Source organism: Pseudomonas sp. ML96 (assembly GCF_000761545.1).
Lineage (GTDB): Bacteria > Pseudomonadota > Gammaproteobacteria > Pseudomonadales > Pseudomonadaceae > Aquipseudomonas.
On sequence record NZ_JPMY01000002.1, the window covers coordinates 129,339 to 146,432 of the forward strand.

Sequence of the window (17,094 nt, forward strand, 5' to 3'; positions counted from 1 at the left end):
CTTATTCGACGCTGCGCTGGTAGCGCGCCACTTCGACGAAGACGTCGGCGTTGGCCTGGTCATCGAGGTAGTGGAATACCTTGTCCAGCGGGCTGGTGATCAGTACCGCCTCGCCTTCCGGCGTGTCCACCGGCTGGCCCTGTAGGGTACCGCCGTCCATTTCCTGGAGAATGCGTTCGACGTCCAGGTTGTAGATCACCAGCTCGTTGCTGGTGGTCAGCTCGAAGCCGGCGATGGCGAAGTTGGCGCCCAGGCGCTTGGGCAGGCCGGCGGACATGTACCAGCGGCGGCCATGGTGGGCCACGGTGAAGCCGTATTCCTCGGCGCTGTCCTCGGTGGCCTCGGCGCTCTCGCCCCAGGCCTTGGCGCGGTAGACGTTGGAGCCGGCACGGGCGATGGACAGGTACTGCTGGTCGCCCCACTCGTCCTTGCGCTCCCAGTCGCCGAGCAGCGGCATCGGCGCAGCCTCGTTGGCCGGGATGGGGTCCTTGAAGGTCACCAGGCAACCGCTCAACAGCAGGCAGCTGAAGGCAGCGATGACCACGCGCCAGGCTTTCATTACGTACTCCTTGTAAGGGTCGAGCGAAGACAAAAGAAAGGCCCCGACGATGCGGGGCCTGGCTTCAGGCTAAGGGATGATTGTTAAGCCCTTATGACCAGATCCAGGAAGCGCTGCAGCACCGCGCGCTGGGCCTCTAGATCGAAGTCTTCCGCCCCGTCGACAATGGCATGATATTCCATCCGCAAAACCAGCGTAGTCAACACCTGCGCATCCTCCAACGGCGCCGTGGAGCCCATGATGCGCAGCGCGCGCTCGGCGAAGCGAAAACGCAGGCTCTGGTGGGCGAGAAACAGCGGGCGCAGCTGGGCGTTGGTCAGCGCCTCCTGGCGGAATGCCAGCTCGACTAGCAGCTCGTCATCGTGCTCGCGCATCTTGGCCTGCACGTGGGCCACGGCCAGATCGATGAAGTGGGTGACCATCTCGCGGCGCGCGTTGGGGTCCTGCTCGATGGCTGCAGCGATCCGGTAGAAATCCTCGTCCACCCCGGCCCAGAGCTCGGCCAGGCTGGTCGAGCTGCGTTTGACGAACAGGCTGAAGCTGTCGGCGACCAGATCCTGGATATCGCTGAAGTAATAGGTCGTGGCCGACAGCGGCACCTGCGCCTCGGCCGCCACCGCGCGGTGGCGAACCCCGCGCAGGCCCTCGCGCACAATGATGCGCAGGGTCGCCTCGAGAATGTTCAGGCGGCGCTGCTCGCTCCCCTGGCGACTGGCCTGGCGGCCGCGATACTGCACGGATTCGGCTAACTCGCTGGCCAGAGTGGCCGGGCATGGCGCAACGAAGCTGAGGTTCACTAACGGTATTCCTCACGGACTGCAGACAAAAAAGGGGGCTGCCATTACGGCAGCCCCCCTGTGTTTCAGACAGCGGGATGGCCAGACGCCACTCCTGCTGCAACGGTGCCCGTTTCGCCGCTGGCGATCAAGCCTGCGGGCGCATGTGCGGGAAGAGGATCACATCGCGGATCGACGGCGAGTTGGTCAGCAGCATCACCAGGCGGTCGATACCGATGCCTTCACCGGCGGTCGGCGGCATGCCGTACTCCAGGGCACGGACGAAGTCGGCGTCGTAGTGCATGGCCTCATCGTCACCGGCGTCCTTGTCGGCCACCTGCTGCAGGAAGCGCGCGGCCTGGTCTTCGGCGTCGTTCAGCTCGGAGTAGGCGTTGGCGATCTCGCGGCCACCGATGAACAGCTCGAAGCGGTCGGTGACGCTCGGATCGTCGTCGCTGCGACGGGCCAGCGGCGAGACTTCGAACGGGTAGCGGGTGATGAAGTGCGGCTGCTCCAGCTTGTGCTCGACCAGCTCCTCGAAAATCATCACCTGCAGCTTGCCCAGGCCTTCGAAGCCGAGGACCTTGGCACCGGCCTTCTTGGCGATGGCACGGGCCTTGTCGATGTCGTTGAGGTCGGCAGCGGTGATTTCCGGGTTGTACTTGAGGATCGAGTCGAACACCGACAGGCGCACGAACGGCTCGCCGAAGTGGAACACCTTCTCGCCGTACGGCACGTCGGTGGTGCCAAGCACCGCCAGGGCCAGCTCGCGGAACAGCTCCTCGGTCAGGTCCATGTTGTCTTCGTAGTCGGCGTAGGCCTGGTAGAACTCGAGCATGGTGAACTCGGGGTTGTGCCGGGTCGAAACGCCTTCGTTACGGAAGTTGCGGTTGATCTCGAAGACCTTCTCGAAGCCACCGACCACCAGACGCTTGAGGTACAGCTCCGGGGCGATACGCAGGAACATCTGCATATCCAGGGCGTTGTGGTGGGTCTCGAAGGGCTTGGCCGCGGCGCCACCGGGGATGGTCTGCAGCATAGGGGTTTCCACTTCGAGGAAACCACGGTCATTGAGGAAACGACGGATGTGGGCGATCACCTGGGAGCGCACGCGGAAGGTGTCGCGCACTTCCTCGTTGACGATCAGGTCGACGTAGCGCTGGCGATAGCGCTGCTCGGTGTCGGTCAGGCCATGGTGCTTGTCCGGCAGCGGGCGCAGCGACTTGGTCAGCAGGCGCACGTTGGTCATTTCCACGTACAGGTCGCCCTTGCCGGAGCGGGCCAGGGTGCCTTCGGCGGCGATGATGTCGCCCATGTCCCAGGTCTTCACTGCGGCCAGGGTTTCTTCGGGCAGGGTCTTGCGGTTGACGTAGACCTGGATACGCCCGGAGGTGTCCTGGATGACCATGAACGAGCCACGGTTGAGCATGATGCGACCGGCAACCTTGACCGGGATGGCAGCGGCTTCCAGCTCTTCCTTGGTCTTCTCCGCGTACTGTTTCTGCAGGTCGGCGCACAGGCTGTCGCGGCGGAAATCGTTGGGGAAGGCATTGCCCTGCTCACGGACGGCAGCAAGCTTCTCTTTGCGCTGGGCAATCAGCTTGTTTTCTTCCTGTTGCAGTTCGTGCTGGTCGAGTTGTTGGTCGCTCATGGTCGTCTATCTGCCTGGCATCTAAATCAAAGGGGTTACTGGCCGGAGCGAGCCGCGCTCACTCCGGCGGGTGTGAATCAAAGGCCCTGCTTCAGGCTGGCCTCGAGGTACTGGTCGAGGTCGCCATCGAGGACCTTCTGGCAGTCGCTACGCTCGACGCCGGTACGCAGATCCTTGATGCGCGAGTCATCGAGCACGTAGGAGCGGATCTGGTGGCCCCAACCGATGTCGGACTTGGAGTCTTCCAGGGCCTGCGAGGCGGCGTTGCGCTTCATCATTTCCAGCTCGTACAACTTGGCCCGCAGCATCTTCATGGCGGTGTCCTTGTTGGCGTGCTGGGAGCGTTCGTTCTGGCACGCCACCACGGTATTGGTCGGCACGTGGGTGATACGCACCGCCGAGTCGGTGGTGTTCACGTGCTGACCGCCGGCGCCGGAGGAGCGGTAGGTGTCGATGCGCAGGTCGGACGGGTTGATCTCGATCTCGACCTTGTCGTCGATCTCGGGCGAGGCGAACACCGCCGAGAACGAGGTGTGGCGACGGGCGCCGGAGTCGAACGGGCTCTTGCGCACCAGGCGGTGCACGCCGATCTCGGTGCGCAGCCAGCCGAAGGCGTATTCGCCCTTGATATGCACGGTGGCGCCCTTGATGCCGGCGACTTCGCCTTCGGACAGCTCGATGATGGTGGCGTCGAAGCCGCGCTTGTCGGCCCAGCGCAGGTACATGCGCAGCAGGATGTTGGCCCAGTCCTGGGCCTCGGTGCCGCCGGAGCCGGCCTGGATGTCCAGGTAGCAGTTGTTCGCGTCCATTTCGCCGCTGAACATGCGGCGGAATTCCAGCTTCTCGAGGATCTCGCGCAGGCGCTCGACTTCGGCAGCGACGTCGTTCACCGCGCCTTCGTCGTTCTCCTCGGCCGCCATCTCCAGCAGGTCGCGGGAGTCGGCCAGGCCGCTGGTGAGGTCGTCCAGAGTCTCGACGATCTGCGCCAGGGTGGCGCGCTCACGGCCCAGGTTCTGGGCGTACTCGGGGTTGTTCCAGACGTTGGCGTCTTCGAGCTCGCGGTTTACTTCGACCAGACGATCATGCTTCTGATCGTAGTCAAAGATACCCCCGAATAGACAGGGTGCGCTCGGACAGGTCCTTGATGCTGTTGAGGATCGGATTGATTTCCATGGTGGGCAGCACTCTCGGGCAAGCTGCGGGGCGACGACAAGCGCCGATCGAGCCATACAGGACAAGGGCTCGACCGGGCACGGCACTGGCCGCGACCGCAAAAGGTTCGGAAAAGCCCGCGAGTATACCCGAGTGCACGCGCCCTGGCAGCCCGCCCACTGACCGGCGGGCCGCGTCAGAATTTCAGGCTGAGTCGCGCCGCCAGGGCATTGTCGCGGGCGTCCTCGGCGTACTGGCCGGCGTAGGTCAGGCCGAGGTAGATATCGCCGCGCAGCTGGTGGTCCAGCCCCAGATCCAGGCGCAGGCTGCTGCGCTCGAACTCGCGGCCCTGCAGCTGCAGGACAGCGCCGCTATCCGTGGTGGCCTCACCGTCCAGTCGGTCGCTGCCCAGATCCTGACGCAGGGCCAGGCTGGCGCGACCGACCCACTTGCGCTGCTGCCAGTACCAGGGCGCGGCCAGGCGCCAGCCCAAGGTCAAGTACCCCCCCTCCTCGTCCGCCCCGGCCAGGCGCATGCCATTGCTGCGCAGCGCGCCACTGTCCAGCTGCACCAGGGCCAGGCCGGCGAAGGGTTCCAGGGTGAAATCGCGAAAGTCGATGGCGAAGCTGCTTTCGCCGAACAGCTGCCAGCTGCGCGCGCTGGCATGGTCGCTGCCACTGTCCAGGCGATGCTGGCCGTACAGCGCGCCGAGCTTGAAGCCCAGCTGGTTATAGACGCGGGTGGCGGCATACAAGCCGACATGGGTGTCGTCGCTGTTCGCTGCGCCATCGTCGGCATCCAGGCGCGAGCGGGAGAGCGAGAGCAGTCCGCCACCGATCCATTGACCAGCCAAAGGCCGGTCCAGCCCGACGATCAGCCCCTCGCCATGGCGCTCCAGGCCACCGTCCCAGGAGCCGCGCAGCCCATAGGCCCGTGTCCAGACCGGCCACTGCCCCGGCTCGGCCTGCGCCTCGCGAAAGGCGAAGCGCACCTGCTGCAGGCGATCCAGCGCCGCCTCGCGCGGCAGGCGGCTGTCGTCCAGCAGCAGCGCACGTTGTTCCAGCAGCGCCTGCTCGGCCTGCGCCGGCAGCACCGCCAGAGCGCTCAGCAAACCCAGTGGCCATGACCACAAACGCATAAACCCTTGCCTCCAACCCCATTCCAGCGTGCGAATAATTGCAGCGCAACAGCATCTTGTATGGAATACCGCCGCAGCCCTTTCAACTAAGCTCAACGGTAGCGCCTGGCGCGCCGAATGACCGCTCGCAACCTCGGGAGCCGCAGTCCGATGCCCCCTGTATTCAGCCTCCGCAGCCACTTCGCCCTGCTCATCGCCCTGCTGGTGACCCTGCTCAGCTGGCTGCTTGGCAGCCTGATCGGCAACGACTCCAGCCAGCGCATCCGCGAGGAAGTCGGCCGCGACCTGACCGAAGTCTCGCTGCAGATGATCGACCGCCTGGACCGCGACATGGCCAGCCGCGCCGCCTACCTGCAGGTACTCGGCAGCCTGCAGGTGCTGCGCGAACCCAACGATCCGGTGCAGATTCGCGCCCTGCTCGACCGCCTCAAGCAGGAGATTCCCAGCATCGCCTGGATCGGCTTCACCGACCCAGAAGGCAAGGTACTGGCCTCCAGCGGCGGCATCCTCGGCGGCGTCAGCCTGGCCCAGCGCCCGGTCTATATCCAGGGTTATCGCGGCCTGTTCATCGGCGATGTGCACGAGGCCGTGCTGCTGGCCAAGCTGCTGCCCAACCCCAGCGGCGAGCCAATGAAATTCGTCGACATCAGCCTGCCGGTCTACGGCGTGGACGGCAAACTGGCCGGGGTGCTGGCCTGCCACCTGTCCTGGGGCTGGGCGGACGAAGTGCGCAGCGAGCTGCTGGAGCCGATCCAGAAGCGGCGCAATGTCGAGTTCTTCATTCTCGGCCGCGACCACACCATCCTCCTCGGGCCCAAGGCGATGATCGGCCAGAAGCTCGAACTGCAGGCCCTGCAACGCCCCATCGACGAAGGCGGCAACTGGGCCATACAGCAATGGCCGGACGGCGAGTACGTCACCGGCGTCGCCAGCAGCCGCGGCTACGAAAACTATGCAGGGCTCGGCTGGATCGTCGTGGCCCGCCAGGCGCTCGACGAAGCCTACGCGCCGGCTCGCGAGCTGAGCACCAACATCGTGCTCTGGGGTGTCGGCCTGGCAGTACTTTTCGCCTGCGTCGGCTGGCTGCTGACCGGCTACTTCACCCGCCCGCTGCGCAGCATCGCCAAGGCCGCCGACAGCCTCAGCGCCGGCCGCATCGCCGAGATTCCCGAACTCGACAGCCCGCGCGAGATCGCCATGCTCAGCAAGTCGATCCGCCACTTGGTGGAGAGCCTGACCTACCAACAGAACGCCCTCGGCCTGCTCGACAGCAAGGCCCACAGCGACAACCTCACCGGCCTGGCCAACCGCGCGGCGCTGGAGCGCTTCCTGCTGCTGGCAAAAAGCCGGGAGAGCTGCCTGGCCCTGCTCTACCTCGACCTCGACGGTTTCAAGCCGGTCAATGACAGCCTCGGCCATGCCGCCGGCGACCAACTGCTCAAGCACGTCGCCGTGCGCCTGCGCGGCTGCGTGCGTGACGGCGACCTGGTGGCGCGCCTGGGTGGCGACGAGTTCGTCATGGTGCTGCGCGTGCAGGAGAATGAAGCGCAGGAGCGTAGTCGCCATGTCGCCGAGCGCGTCCTGCACGGGCTGCAGCAAGCGGTACTGATCGACGGTCATGAGGTGCGCGTGGGTTGCAGCATCGGCGGCGCGCTTTGGCCGCTGGATCACCCGGAGCTGGAAGGCGCCCTGGAGCTGGCCGATCAGGCGCTGTATCGGGCCAAGCACGCCGGGCGTAATAGAGCGGAGTTCCAGGACGCATCCCAGAACCCCGCCTGAAGCATCAGCCGACCAGCTCGCGGCGCACCTGCGCTTCCAGCTCGGCCTTGAGCGCGGGTTCGAGCTTGAGCTGGCGCGCCAGTTCCTCGAGGTAGGCACGCTCCATAAAGTGCTCCTCGTCGACCATCAACACGCTGGCGATGTACATCTCCGCCGCCATCTCCGGAGTGCTGGCGGCGCGCGCCACCTCGGCCGGGTCGAGCGGCTTGTTCAGCTCGGCATCCAGCCAGCGCACCAGCTCCGGGTCATTGGCCAGCGCGCCGATCTGCTCCTCGATCAGCTGACGCTCCTTGGCGTCCACGTGGCCATCGGCCTTGGCCGCCGCCACCAGCGCCTTGAGGATGGCCTGGCTATGCACTTCGGCCTGCGGCGCCGGCAGGCGGTCCACCGTTTGCGGTTCGACGCGCGGCTGGGCGCTGCCCTGCTGCTGCGCCTGCCAGTTGCCGTAGGCCTTGTAGGCGATCACGCCGAGCGCGGCCAGGCCGCCATAAGTGATCACCTTGCTGCCGACCTTGCGCGCACTCTTGTTGCCCAGCAGCAGGCCCAGGGCCCCTGCGGCCAACGCGCCACCACCGGCGCCCTTGAGCAGGGTGCCGAGGTCACCGCCGCCGCCCTTGCTGCCACCGGTCACGCTGCCGAGCAAGCCGCCCAGGCCACCGGCCGACGAGGAACCTCCGGACTTCTGCTGCAGCAGGTCCTGGCCGGATTTGAGCAACTGGTCGAGCAGTCCACGGGTATTCATCTGAGCCCTCCTTCAGGGTTAACCGATCCATGGAAGTGACCCGATTCTAGCCCGCGGGTTGCCGGCCGCAGCCGGGGCTGTGCTTCCGAATATTGCAGGCGGCAGGGAAAAGCCCTTTCCTTTCGAATAAAAAGAACGGCTTTATCTATTTTCGATAAACCATAATCCAGAACCCCAGCACGGACCGCTTTGCCATGATGACCCTGCGCCAGATCCGCCACTTCATCGCCGTCGCCGAGACCGGTTCTATCTCCGCCGCCGCCCAGGCGGTGTTCATCTCCCAGTCGACCCTGACCCTGGCCATCCAGCAGCTGGAAGAGGAGATCGGCGTCAGCCTGTTCAATCGCCACGCCAAGGGCATGAACCTGACGCACCAGGGCCACCAGTTCCTGCGCCAGGCACACCTGATCCTGGCCACGGTGGAGAACGCCAAGCGCAGCCTGCAGCAGAGCACCGACCAGGTCGCCGGCAGCCTGACCATCGGCGTGACCAGCCTGGTGGCCGGCTACTACCTGGCCGACCTGATCACCCGCTTCCAGCGCGCCTACCCCAACGTGCAGACCCGCGTGGTCGAGGACGAGCGCCCTTATATCGAGCACCTGCTGGTGGCCGGCGAGATCGACGTCGGCGTGCTGATCCTGTCCAACCTGGAAGACCGCCACGCCCTGCAGACCGAGGTACTGACCCACTCGCCGCACCGTCTGTGGCTGCCGGCACGGCATCCGCTGCTGGAGCGCGACAGCATCAGCCTGGCCGATGTGGCCAGCGAGCCGCTGATCCAGCTCAACGCCGACGAGATGGGCCTGCACACCCAGCGCATCTGGAGCCGCGCCGGGCTGACGCCACAGGTCAGCCTGCGCACCGCTTCGGTGGAGGCCGTGCGTAGTCTGGTGGCGGCGGGCCTCGGCCTGTCGATCCAGCCGGACATGACCTACCGGCCCTGGTCGCTGGAAGGCGACATCATCGAGGCCCGCCCGCTGGTCGATCTGGGCGAGCCGCTCGACGTCGGCCTGGCCTGGCGTCGCGGCACGGCACGGCCGTTGCTGGTCGATCCGTTCCTGACCCTGGCCCGCGAACAACCGGCCAGCCGCAAGGTTTCGATTTAATCGAATGCAGCTTTCAGTATTTAGAATTTGTAAGCCTAGGTGTCGGAATCTAGTCTCGCTTCCTTATGGACGCAGGCACTCCGAACCGCTCTGGAGTCGCCATGCCAGCCGCAACCAATAACAGAAGAAACGCGAAGATGAGCACGCCCACCCTGCACAGCGCATTGCTGATCGACGGCCAATTGGTCGGCGGGGAAGGCGTCGCCGAGGCCATCCTCAACCCGGCCAGCGGCGAAGTGCTGTGCAGCGTCGCCGAGGCCTCGCTGGAACAGTTGGAGGTCGCCGTGCAGGCGGCCCATCGCGCGTTCCCCAGCTGGTCACGCACCACGCCCGCACAACGTTCCACTGCTCTGCTCGCCATCGCCGATGCCATCGACGGCCTCACCGAACAGCTGGCCGCGCTGGAGTCGCTGAACTGCGGCAAACCGCTGCACCTGGCGCGCCAGGACGATATCCCGGCCAGCTCCGATGTATTCCGCTTCTTCGCCGGCGCCGTGCGCTGCCAGCAGGGCCAGCTGGCCGGCGAGTACGTGCCCGGCCACACCAGCATGGTGCGCCGCGACCCGGTCGGCGTGGTCGCCTCCATCGCACCGTGGAACTACCCGCTGATGATGGCCGCGTGGAAGATCGCCCCGGCCCTGGCCGCCGGCAACACGCTGATCTTCAAGCCCTCGGAACACACGCCATTGTCGATCCTGGCGCTGGCCCCGGCGCTGCGCGACATCCTTCCGCCCGGTGTGCTGAACATCGTCTGCGGCGGTGGCGAGAGCGTCGGCAGCCAGCTGGTCAGCCACCCGCGGGTGCGCATGGTGTCGCTGACCGGCGATATCGTCACCGGCCAGAAGATCCTGCAGAACGCCGCGCGCACCCTCAAACGCACGCACCTGGAACTGGGCGGCAAGGCGCCGGTGATCGTCTGCAACGACGCCGACCTCGACGCGGTGATCCAGGGCATCCGTACCCACGGCTACTACAACGCCGGGCAGGACTGCACCGCTGCCTGCCGCATCTACGCCCAGGCCGGCATCCACGACCGCCTGGTAGCCGAGCTGGGCGACGCTGTCTCCAGCATTCGCTTCGCCCGCAAGAAGGACGCCGACAACGAGATCGGCCCGCTGATCAGCGCCCGCCAGCGCGACCGCGTGGCCAGCTTCGTCGAGCGCGCCCTGGGCCAGCCGCATATCGAGCGCGTCACCGGCGCAGCAGTGCATTCCGGCCCTGGCTTCTACTACCAGCCGACCCTGCTGGCCGGCTGCCGGCAGAGCGACGAGATCGTCCAGCGCGAGGTGTTCGGCCCGGTGGTCACGGTCACCCGTTTCGACCAGCTGAGCCAGGCGCTGGACTGGGCCAACGACTCCGAGTACGGCCTGGCCAGCTCGGTGTGGACGCAGAACCTGGACAAGGCCATGCAACTGGCCGGCCGCCTGCAATACGGCTGCACCTGGATCAACACCCACTTCATGCTGGCCAGCGAGATGCCCCACGGCGGGCTCAAGCGCTCCGGCTACGGCAAGGACCTTTCCAGCGACTCATTGCAGGACTACAGCGTGGTGCGCCACATCATGGCGCGCCATGGACAACAACTAGACTGATTCGAGCTCGGCGGGCTGCGCCGACGACATTTCACTGCCCCTAACAACACGTCCAAAAAAGAGGGAATACCGATGTCCGCGCACAAGACCGCAGTGCTCAGCGCACTGACCACCGCCCTGCTGGCCAGCACCGCCATCCAGGCCGCCGAACCGCTCAAGTCCCTGGGCAAGGCCGAAGGCCAGCTCGACATCATCGCCTGGCCCGGCTACATCGAGCGCGGCGAAACCGACAAGGGCTACGACTGGGTCACCCAGTTCGAGCAGGACAGCGGCTGCAAGGTCAACGTCAAGACCGCCGCCACCTCCGACGAGATGGTCAGCCTGATGGCCAAGGGCGGCTACGACCTGGTCACCGCCTCCGGTGACGCCTCGCTGCGCCTGGTCGCCGGCAAGCGCGTGCAGCCGGTCAACGTCGACCTGATCCCCAACTGGAAGAACGTCGACGAGCGCCTGAAAACAGCGCCCTGGCACACCGTTGCCGGCCAGCACTACGGCACACCCTACCAGTGGGGCCCGAACGTGCTGATGTACAACAGCAACACCTTCAAGGAAGCGCCGACCAGCTGGAAGGTACTGTTCGAGGAGCAGACCCTGGCCGACGGCAAGAGCAACAAGGGCCGCGTGCAGGCTTATGACGGCCCGATCTACATCGCCGACGCCGCCCTCTACCTGAAGGCGCACAAGCCGGAGCTGGGCATTCAGGACCCCTACCTGCTCACCGAGGAGCAGTACGCCGCCGTGCTCGGCCTGCTGCGCCAGCAGCAGCCGTTGATCCATCGCTACTGGCACGACGTCACCGTGCAGATGAACGACTTCAAGAACGAAGGCGTGGTCGCCTCCAGCGCCTGGCCGTATCAGGTCAACGCCCTGCAACTGGAGAAGCAGCCGATCGCTTCCACCGTGCCGAGCGAAGGCGCAACCGGCTGGGCCGACACCACCATGCTGCACGCCGAGGCCAAACACCCGGTGTGCGCCTACAAGTGGATGGACTGGTCGCTGACCAACAAAGTCCAGGGCGACGTCGCCGCCTGGTTCGGCTCGCTGCCGGCGGTACCCGCCGCGTGCAAGGACAACGCCCTGCTCGGCGCCGAAGGCTGCAAGACCAACGGCTTCGACAACTTCGACAAGATCGCCTTCTGGAAAACCCCGCAGGCCGAGGGTGGCAAGTACGTGCCCTACAGCCGTTGGACCCAGGACTACATCGCCATCATGGGCGGTAGATAAGGGTTCCGCGCTGGCTGCGCGGTCCGTGGGCGGCGTTGTGTCCTCGCACGAAGCTCGCCTACCCGGCGGTATGTCTCGCTTCGTGCTGCGGGACGCCTTGCCCACGAACCGCTCGCTCAGCGCTACCTCGGCGTTGCCCAGGAAGAAGCCTCTCCCTGGGCCGATCTGAACGGCGGCTGGATAACAGCTTCTCCAGCCATCCATTCCAAGCCATTGGTTTCACCGTTGTACACCCACCACCGACGCTCCTGCCCCGTGTCGGCAAAACCCTGGCAGGGGTGGTGGGTGGCTTTTTTCCTGGAGTGTTCGAGATGACCCTTGCAGTGCAATTCACCGATGTGTCCCGCGTGTTCGGCGACGTCAAAGCCGTAGACCGGGTGTCCATCGACATCCAGGACGGCGAATTTTTCTCCATGCTCGGCCCCTCCGGCTCGGGCAAGACCACCTGCCTGCGCCTGATCGCCGGCTTCGAGCAACCCAGCTCCGGCTCCATCCGCATCCACGGCGAGGAGGCCGCCGGCCTGCCGCCCTACCGCCGCGACGTCAACACGGTGTTCCAGGACTACGCGCTGTTCCCGCACATGAACGTGCTGGAGAACGTCGCCTACGGCCTCAAGGTCAAGGGCGTCGGCAAGTCCGAGCGCCTGGCCCGTGCCGAGGAGGCGCTGGGCATGGTGGCGCTGAGCGGCTTCGGCTCGCGCAAGCCGGCGGCCATGTCCGGCGGCCAGCGCCAGCGCGTAGCCCTGGCCCGCGCCCTGGTCAATCGCCCGCGCGTGCTGCTGCTCGACGAGCCGCTCGGTGCGCTGGATCTCAAGCTACGCGAACAGATGCAGAGCGAGCTGAAGAAGCTGCAGCGCCAGCTCGGCATCACCTTCATCTTCGTCACCCACGACCAGGGCGAGGCGCTGTCCATGTCCGACCGTGTGGCGGTGTTCAACAAGGGCCGCATCGAGCAGGTCGACACCCCGCGCAACCTGTACATGCAGCCGGCCAGCGCCTTCGTCGCCGAGTTCGTCGGCACCAGCAACGTGCTCAAGGGCGAACTAGCCGTGCGCATCGCCGGCTCGACGCAGCCGTTGTCGATCCGCCCCGAGCATGTGCGCCTGGTGGAAAACGGCAGCAGCCTGCCGGCCAGCGACGAGGTGGAGATCAGCGGCCTGCTGCACGACATTCAGTACCTCGGCGCCGCCACCCGCTACGAGCTGCAACTGGACAACGGGCAGAACTTCGCCGTGAGCCAGGCCAACAATCACTGGGGCCAGAGCGATGCGCCCAGCCAGCCGGGGCAGCGCGTAACCGCGCGCTGGGCCCGCAGCGCCATGGTCGCGCTGCGCGAGGAGGCTTGAGATGAGCCAGGCCATCACCGTGCAAGGAGGAGGCGGCGCGCTGCGGCGCCTCTCCGACCTGCTCTACCGCAAACCGACCCTGTACCTGTCGCTGCTGCTGGTTCCGCCGCTGCTGTGGTTCGGCGCGATCTACCTGGGTTCGCTGCTGACCCTGCTGTGGCAGGGCTTCTACACCTTCGACGACTTCAGCATGACGGTCACCCCGGACCTGACCCTGGCCAACTTCAAGGCCCTGTTCCAGCCGGCCAACTTCGACATCATCCTGCGCACCGTGAGCATGGCCATCGCCGTGTCCATCGCCAGCGGCCTGGTGGCCTTCCCCATCGCCTACTACATGGCGCGCTACACCACCGGCAAGACCAAGGCATTCTTCTACATCGCGGTAATGCTGCCGATGTGGGCCAGCTACATCGTCAAGGCCTACGCCTGGACCCTGCTGCTGGCCAAGGGCGGGGTGGCCATGTGGTTCATCCAGGCACTGCACCTGCAGCCCGTGCTGGAGTTCGTGCTGGGCATTCCCGGGGTCGGCGGTAACACCCTGTCGACCTCGCACCTTGGCCGCTTCATGGTGTTCGTCTACATCTGGCTGCCGTTCATGATCCTACCGATCCAGGCCTCGCTGGAGCGCCTGCCGCCGTCGCTGCTGCAAGCCTCGGCCGACCTTGGCGCGCACCCGGCGCAGACCTTCCTGCAGGTGATCCTGCCGCTGTCGATCCCGGGCATTGCCGCCGGTTCGATCTTCACCTTTAGCCTGACTCTCGGCGACTTCATCGTGCCGCAGCTGGTGGGGCCGCCCGGCTTCTTCATCGGCAACATGGTGTATTCGCAGCAGGGCTCGATCGGCAACATGCCGATGGCCGCCGCCTTCACCCTGGTGCCGATCGTGCTGATCGCCGTGTACCTGTCCGTCGTCAAACGCCTGGGGGCCTTCGATGCACTCTGAGAAAGCTTCTTGGGGCCTGAAACTGGCCGCCTGGGGCGGGTTGGTATTCCTGCACTTCCCGATCCTGATCATCTTCCTCTACGCCTTCAACAGCGAGAGCGCCGGCTTCAGCTTTCCGCCCAAGGGCCTGACCCTGGGCTGGTTCGCCGTGGCCTTCGCCCGCGCCGATGTGCTCGAGGCGATCAAGCTGTCGCTGCAGGTGGCCGCCATCGCCACGCTGATCGCCATGCTGCTCGGCACCCTGGCCGCGGCAGCGCTGTACCGCCGCGACTTCTTCGGCAAGGAGAGCATCTCGATGATGCTGATCCTGCCGATTGCCCTGCCCGGCATCATCACCGGCATCGCCCTGCTCTCGGCGTTCAAGACCTTCGGCATCGAGCCGGGCCTGCTGACCATCGTCATCGGCCACGCCACCTTCTGCGTGGTGATCGTCTACAACAACGTCATCGCCCGCTTCCGCCGCACCAGCCACAGCCTGATCGAAGCCAGCATGGACCTGGGCGCCGATGGCTGGCAGACCTTCCGCTACATCGTCCTGCCCAACCTCGGCTCGGCGCTGCTGGCCGGCGGCATGCTGGCCTTCGCCCTGTCGTTCGACGAGATCATCGTCACCACCTTCACCGCCGGCCACGAGCGCACCCTGCCACTGTGGCTGCTCAACCAGCTGGCCCGCCCGCGCGACGTGCCGGTGACCAACGTGGTGGCGATGGCGGTGATGCTGGTGACCATGCTGCCGATCCTCGGCGCCTACTACCTGACCAAGGGCGGCGAAGGCGTGGCCGGCAGCGGCAAGTGACTCCCTCCCCCTCGCCGGCCGTGGCGAGGGGCCCCATTCATGCAAACCCGATAGCGAGGCTTATGCGATGCAAACCAAACTGCTGATCAACGGCGAACTGGTCGATGGCCTGGGCGCCGCGCAGCCGGTGCTCAACCCCTCCCTGGGCAGCACCCTGGTACAGATTCCCGAGGCCAGCGCCGAGCAGATCGACGCCGCCGTGCGCGCCGCCGACGCCGCCTTCGACGACTGGTCGCAGACCACTCCGGGCCAGCGTTCCGCCCTGCTGCTGGCCCTGGCCGATGCCATCGACGCCAACGCCGACGAACTGGCCCGCCTGGAGTCGCAGAACTGCGGCAAGCCCTACGCCGCCGCACGCAATGACGAGCTGCCCGCCATCGCCGACGTGTTCCGCTTCTTCGCCGGCGCCGCGCGCTGCCTGCAGGGTTCTGCCGCCGGCGAGTACTTGCCGGGCCATACCTCGATGATCCGCCGTGACCCGATCGGCGTGGTCGCCTCCATCGCGCCGTGGAACTACCCGCTGATGATGGCCGCCTGGAAGCTGGCCCCGGCCCTGGCCGCCGGCAACTGCGTGGTGCTCAAGCCCTCCGAGCAGACCCCGCTGACCGCCCTGCGCCTGGGTCAGCTGATCGCCGCTATCTTCCCCGCCGGCGTGGTCAACATCGTGTTCGGCCGTGGCGCCGCCGTCGGCGAGCCGCTGGTCAACCACACCAAGGTGCGCATGGTCTCGCTGACCGGCTCGATCCCCACCGGTTCGAAGATCATCTCCAGCACCGCTGCCTCGGTGAAGCGCATGCACATGGAACTGGGCGGCAAGGCGCCGGTGATCATCTTCGACGACGCCGACATCGACGCCGCCGTCGAGGGCATCCGCACCTTCGGCTTCTACAACGCCGGGCAAGACTGCACGGCCGCCTGCCGCATCTACGCGCAAAAGGGCATCTACGAGAAGTTCGTCGCCGCCCTCGGCGCAGCTGTGGGCAGCATCAAGCACGGCCTGCAGGACGACGCCAGCACCGAGCTCGGCCCGCTGATCACCGAGGTGCATCGCCAGCGCGTGGCCGGCTTCGTCGAGCGCGCCAGCGCGGTGTCACACATCGAGGTGGTCACCGGCGGCAAGGCCCCGGCCGGCAACGGCTTCTTCTTCCTGCCCACGGTGCTCGCCGGCGCCAAGCAGAGCGACGAGATCGTCCAACGCGAGGTGTTCGGCCCGGTGGTCTCGGTCACCCCGTTCGACGACGAAGCGCAGGCCCTGGCCTGGGCCAACGCCTCCGAGTACGGTCTGGCCAGCTCGGTGTGGACCCGCGACGTCGGCCGCGCCCATCGCCTGTCGGCGCGCCTGCAGTACGGCTGCACCTGGGTCAACACGCACTTCATGCTGGTCAGCGAGATGCCGCATGGCGGCCTGAAACTCTCCGGCTACGGCAAGGACATGTCCATGTACGGGCTGGAGGACTACACCGCCATCCGTCACGTGATGATCAAGCACTGATCTGAGCGCCGCGCACTTGGCCGGGCGTTGTTGGCCAGAACCTCGAAATGCTCATGTACTTCAGTACATTCCGCTTTCTCGGCTCTGACCGCCTAGCCCTGCCGGCGCGCGCGACGCTCAGATAACTCCAATGTTTTTCTGCTCCACGGGCGGTGCTCGGCACCGCTCGCGGGCAGCGCTACGCCGATTTCGGGCCAGCCGGCCCACAACCCGCGGGTACGCCCGCACGGAGGCAAGCATGCGTCATCTCGTCAGAGCGTTATCCCTGCTGTCGCTGTTCTGTTTCGCCCACCTGGCCCAGGCGGCCGATGCCAAGGCCATAGTCGACGGCTACATGGCCGCCTGGAACGCCCACGACGCCGATAAGGCCGCGACCTTCCTGGCCGAAGACGCGGTGTACTTCGACGCCACCGTCGGCACGCCGCAGAACGGCAAGGCCGCCGCCCGCGACAACGTGATCAAGGTCTTCGTCGGCGCCGTGCCGGACCTGAAGTGGGAGATGACCAGCGCGCCCATCGTCAGCGCCGACGGCATCGCCTTCCAGTGGAAGTTCAGCGGCACCAACAGCGGCGCCTGGAGCGCGGAGACCCCGGCTACCGGCAAGCCGCTGGTGTTCGAAGGCGTCAGTTTCATCCGCATCAAGGACGGCAAGATCGCCTACCAGGGCGATTACTACGATGCCTTGGGCTTCAACAAGCAACTCGGCTGGTAAATCCGATCTGCTGCGCGTCGGCCATGCGTTGTTGGAAAAGGGCCGCCTAGGCCTAGCCTGGCTCTAGCTCGCGAGATCGAACCACA

The 17,094-nt window shown here is 66.1% G+C and carries 15 protein-coding genes; 9 read left to right on the forward strand and 6 right to left on the reverse strand.

What is annotated here, in order from left to right:
- Nucleotide 1: 1 nt before the first annotated feature.
- The 5 genes from IP89_RS00805 to IP89_RS00825 form a co-directional block, all read right to left on the reverse strand.
- The gene (locus tag IP89_RS00805; RefSeq protein WP_043306997.1) at nt 2-559 is read right to left on the reverse strand and encodes a hypothetical protein; all 558 of its coding nucleotides are present in this window, start codon (nt 557-559) and stop codon (nt 2-4) included.
- An 83-nt stretch (nt 560-642) separates the two neighbouring features.
- The gene (locus IP89_RS00810) at nt 643-1,356 is read right to left on the reverse strand and encodes a TetR/AcrR family transcriptional regulator (RefSeq protein ID WP_043306998.1); all 714 of its coding nucleotides are present in this window, start codon (nt 1,354-1,356) and stop codon (nt 643-645) included.
- A 127-nt stretch (nt 1,357-1,483) separates the two neighbouring features.
- Nucleotides 1,484-2,986, reverse strand: coding sequence for a lysine--tRNA ligase (lysS, locus tag IP89_RS00815; protein WP_043306999.1), 1,503 nt, complete (start codon nt 2,984-2,986; stop codon nt 1,484-1,486).
- Nucleotides 2,987-3,063: 77 nt separating this feature from the next.
- A protein-coding gene (prfB, locus tag IP89_RS22655; RefSeq protein ID WP_156114955.1) for a peptide chain release factor 2 occupies nt 3,064-4,159 on the reverse strand; the annotation gives its coding sequence in 2 pieces (ribosomal slippage) (nt 3,064-4,086 and nt 4,088-4,159; 1,095 coding nt in all).
- Nucleotides 4,160-4,334: 175 nt separating this feature from the next.
- Entirely contained in the window at nt 4,335-5,276 is a 942-nt protein-coding gene (locus IP89_RS00825; RefSeq protein ID WP_081963128.1) for an autotransporter domain-containing protein, read from the reverse strand.
- Between the two features lie 150 nt (nt 5,277-5,426).
- Here IP89_RS00825 and IP89_RS00830 point away from each other — a divergent pair, with 150 nt between their 5' ends.
- The gene (locus IP89_RS00830; protein ID WP_043307000.1) at nt 5,427-7,055 is read left to right on the forward strand and encodes a sensor domain-containing diguanylate cyclase; all 1,629 of its coding nucleotides are present in this window, start codon (nt 5,427-5,429) and stop codon (nt 7,053-7,055) included.
- Between the two features lie 4 nt (nt 7,056-7,059).
- Here the strand turns inward: IP89_RS00830 and IP89_RS00835 are convergent, their stop codons facing one another.
- Entirely contained in the window at nt 7,060-7,797 is a 738-nt protein-coding gene (locus IP89_RS00835; protein ID WP_043307001.1) for a tellurite resistance TerB family protein, read from the reverse strand.
- A gap of 194 nt (nt 7,798-7,991) precedes the next feature.
- Between IP89_RS00835 and IP89_RS00840 the strand changes: the two genes are divergently transcribed.
- From IP89_RS00840 to IP89_RS00875, 8 genes are all read left to right on the forward strand, one after another.
- Nucleotides 7,992-8,903 carry a LysR family transcriptional regulator gene (locus IP89_RS00840; RefSeq protein ID WP_043307002.1) on the forward strand — a complete coding sequence of 304 codons (912 nt, stop codon included), beginning with the start codon at nt 7,992-7,994 and terminating at the stop codon, nt 8,901-8,903.
- A gap of 137 nt (nt 8,904-9,040) precedes the next feature.
- Complete coding sequence (locus IP89_RS00845) at nt 9,041-10,495, forward strand: gamma-aminobutyraldehyde dehydrogenase (protein ID WP_043307003.1); 1,455 nt, start codon at nt 9,041-9,043, stop codon at nt 10,493-10,495.
- Nucleotides 10,496-10,567: 72 nt separating this feature from the next.
- The gene (gene ydcS, locus IP89_RS00850) at nt 10,568-11,719 is read left to right on the forward strand and encodes a putative ABC transporter substrate-binding protein YdcS (protein WP_043307004.1); all 1,152 of its coding nucleotides are present in this window, start codon (nt 10,568-10,570) and stop codon (nt 11,717-11,719) included.
- Nucleotides 11,720-12,030: 311 nt separating this feature from the next.
- A complete protein-coding gene (locus IP89_RS00855) occupies nt 12,031-13,065 on the forward strand; it encodes an ABC transporter ATP-binding protein (protein WP_043307005.1) in 1,035 nt (344 codons plus the stop codon).
- Between the two features lies 1 nt (nt 13,066).
- Entirely contained in the window at nt 13,067-14,008 is a 942-nt protein-coding gene (locus IP89_RS00860) for an ABC transporter permease (protein WP_052080900.1), read from the forward strand.
- Nucleotides 13,998-14,804 carry an ABC transporter permease gene (locus IP89_RS00865; protein WP_043307006.1) on the forward strand — a complete coding sequence of 269 codons (807 nt, stop codon included), beginning with the start codon at nt 13,998-14,000 and terminating at the stop codon, nt 14,802-14,804. Before IP89_RS00860 ends, IP89_RS00865 begins: the two co-directional genes overlap by 11 nt.
- 67 nt (nt 14,805-14,871) lie before the next feature.
- Nucleotides 14,872-16,296 carry a gamma-aminobutyraldehyde dehydrogenase gene (locus IP89_RS00870; protein ID WP_043307007.1) on the forward strand — a complete coding sequence of 475 codons (1,425 nt, stop codon included), beginning with the start codon at nt 14,872-14,874 and terminating at the stop codon, nt 16,294-16,296.
- Between the two features lie 238 nt (nt 16,297-16,534).
- A complete protein-coding gene (locus IP89_RS00875; RefSeq protein WP_043307008.1) occupies nt 16,535-17,008 on the forward strand; it encodes an ester cyclase in 474 nt (157 codons plus the stop codon).
- Nucleotides 17,009-17,094 lie beyond the last annotated feature (86 nt).

What these genes read in the sequence shown, in the direction of transcription:
- lysS (WP_043306999.1), bottom strand. Translation starts at nt 2,986, where the DNA reads ATGAGCGACCAACAACTCGACCAGCACGAACTGCAACAGGAAGAAAAC.
- IP89_RS00865 (WP_043307006.1), top strand. Translation starts at nt 13,998, where the DNA reads ATGCACTCTGAGAAAGCTTCTTGGGGCCTGAAACTGGCCGCCTGGGGC.
- IP89_RS00860 (WP_052080900.1), top strand. Translation starts at nt 13,067, where the DNA reads ATGAGCCAGGCCATCACCGTGCAAGGAGGAGGCGGCGCGCTGCGGCGC.
- IP89_RS00875 (WP_043307008.1), top strand. Translation starts at nt 16,535, where the DNA reads ATGCGTCATCTCGTCAGAGCGTTATCCCTGCTGTCGCTGTTCTGTTTC.
- IP89_RS00845 (WP_043307003.1), top strand. Translation starts at nt 9,041, where the DNA reads ATGAGCACGCCCACCCTGCACAGCGCATTGCTGATCGACGGCCAATTG.
- IP89_RS00870 (WP_043307007.1), top strand. Translation starts at nt 14,872, where the DNA reads ATGCAAACCAAACTGCTGATCAACGGCGAACTGGTCGATGGCCTGGGC.
- ydcS (WP_043307004.1), top strand. Translation starts at nt 10,568, where the DNA reads ATGTCCGCGCACAAGACCGCAGTGCTCAGCGCACTGACCACCGCCCTG.
- IP89_RS00840 (WP_043307002.1), top strand. Translation starts at nt 7,992, where the DNA reads ATGATGACCCTGCGCCAGATCCGCCACTTCATCGCCGTCGCCGAGACC.
- IP89_RS00835 (WP_043307001.1), bottom strand. Translation starts at nt 7,797, where the DNA reads ATGAATACCCGTGGACTGCTCGACCAGTTGCTCAAATCCGGCCAGGAC.
- IP89_RS00805 (WP_043306997.1), bottom strand. Translation starts at nt 559, where the DNA reads ATGAAAGCCTGGCGCGTGGTCATCGCTGCCTTCAGCTGCCTGCTGTTG.
- IP89_RS00855 (WP_043307005.1), top strand. Translation starts at nt 12,031, where the DNA reads ATGACCCTTGCAGTGCAATTCACCGATGTGTCCCGCGTGTTCGGCGAC.
- IP89_RS00830 (WP_043307000.1), top strand. Translation starts at nt 5,427, where the DNA reads ATGCCCCCTGTATTCAGCCTCCGCAGCCACTTCGCCCTGCTCATCGCC.
- IP89_RS00825 (WP_081963128.1), bottom strand. Translation starts at nt 5,276, where the DNA reads ATGCGTTTGTGGTCATGGCCACTGGGTTTGCTGAGCGCTCTGGCGGTG.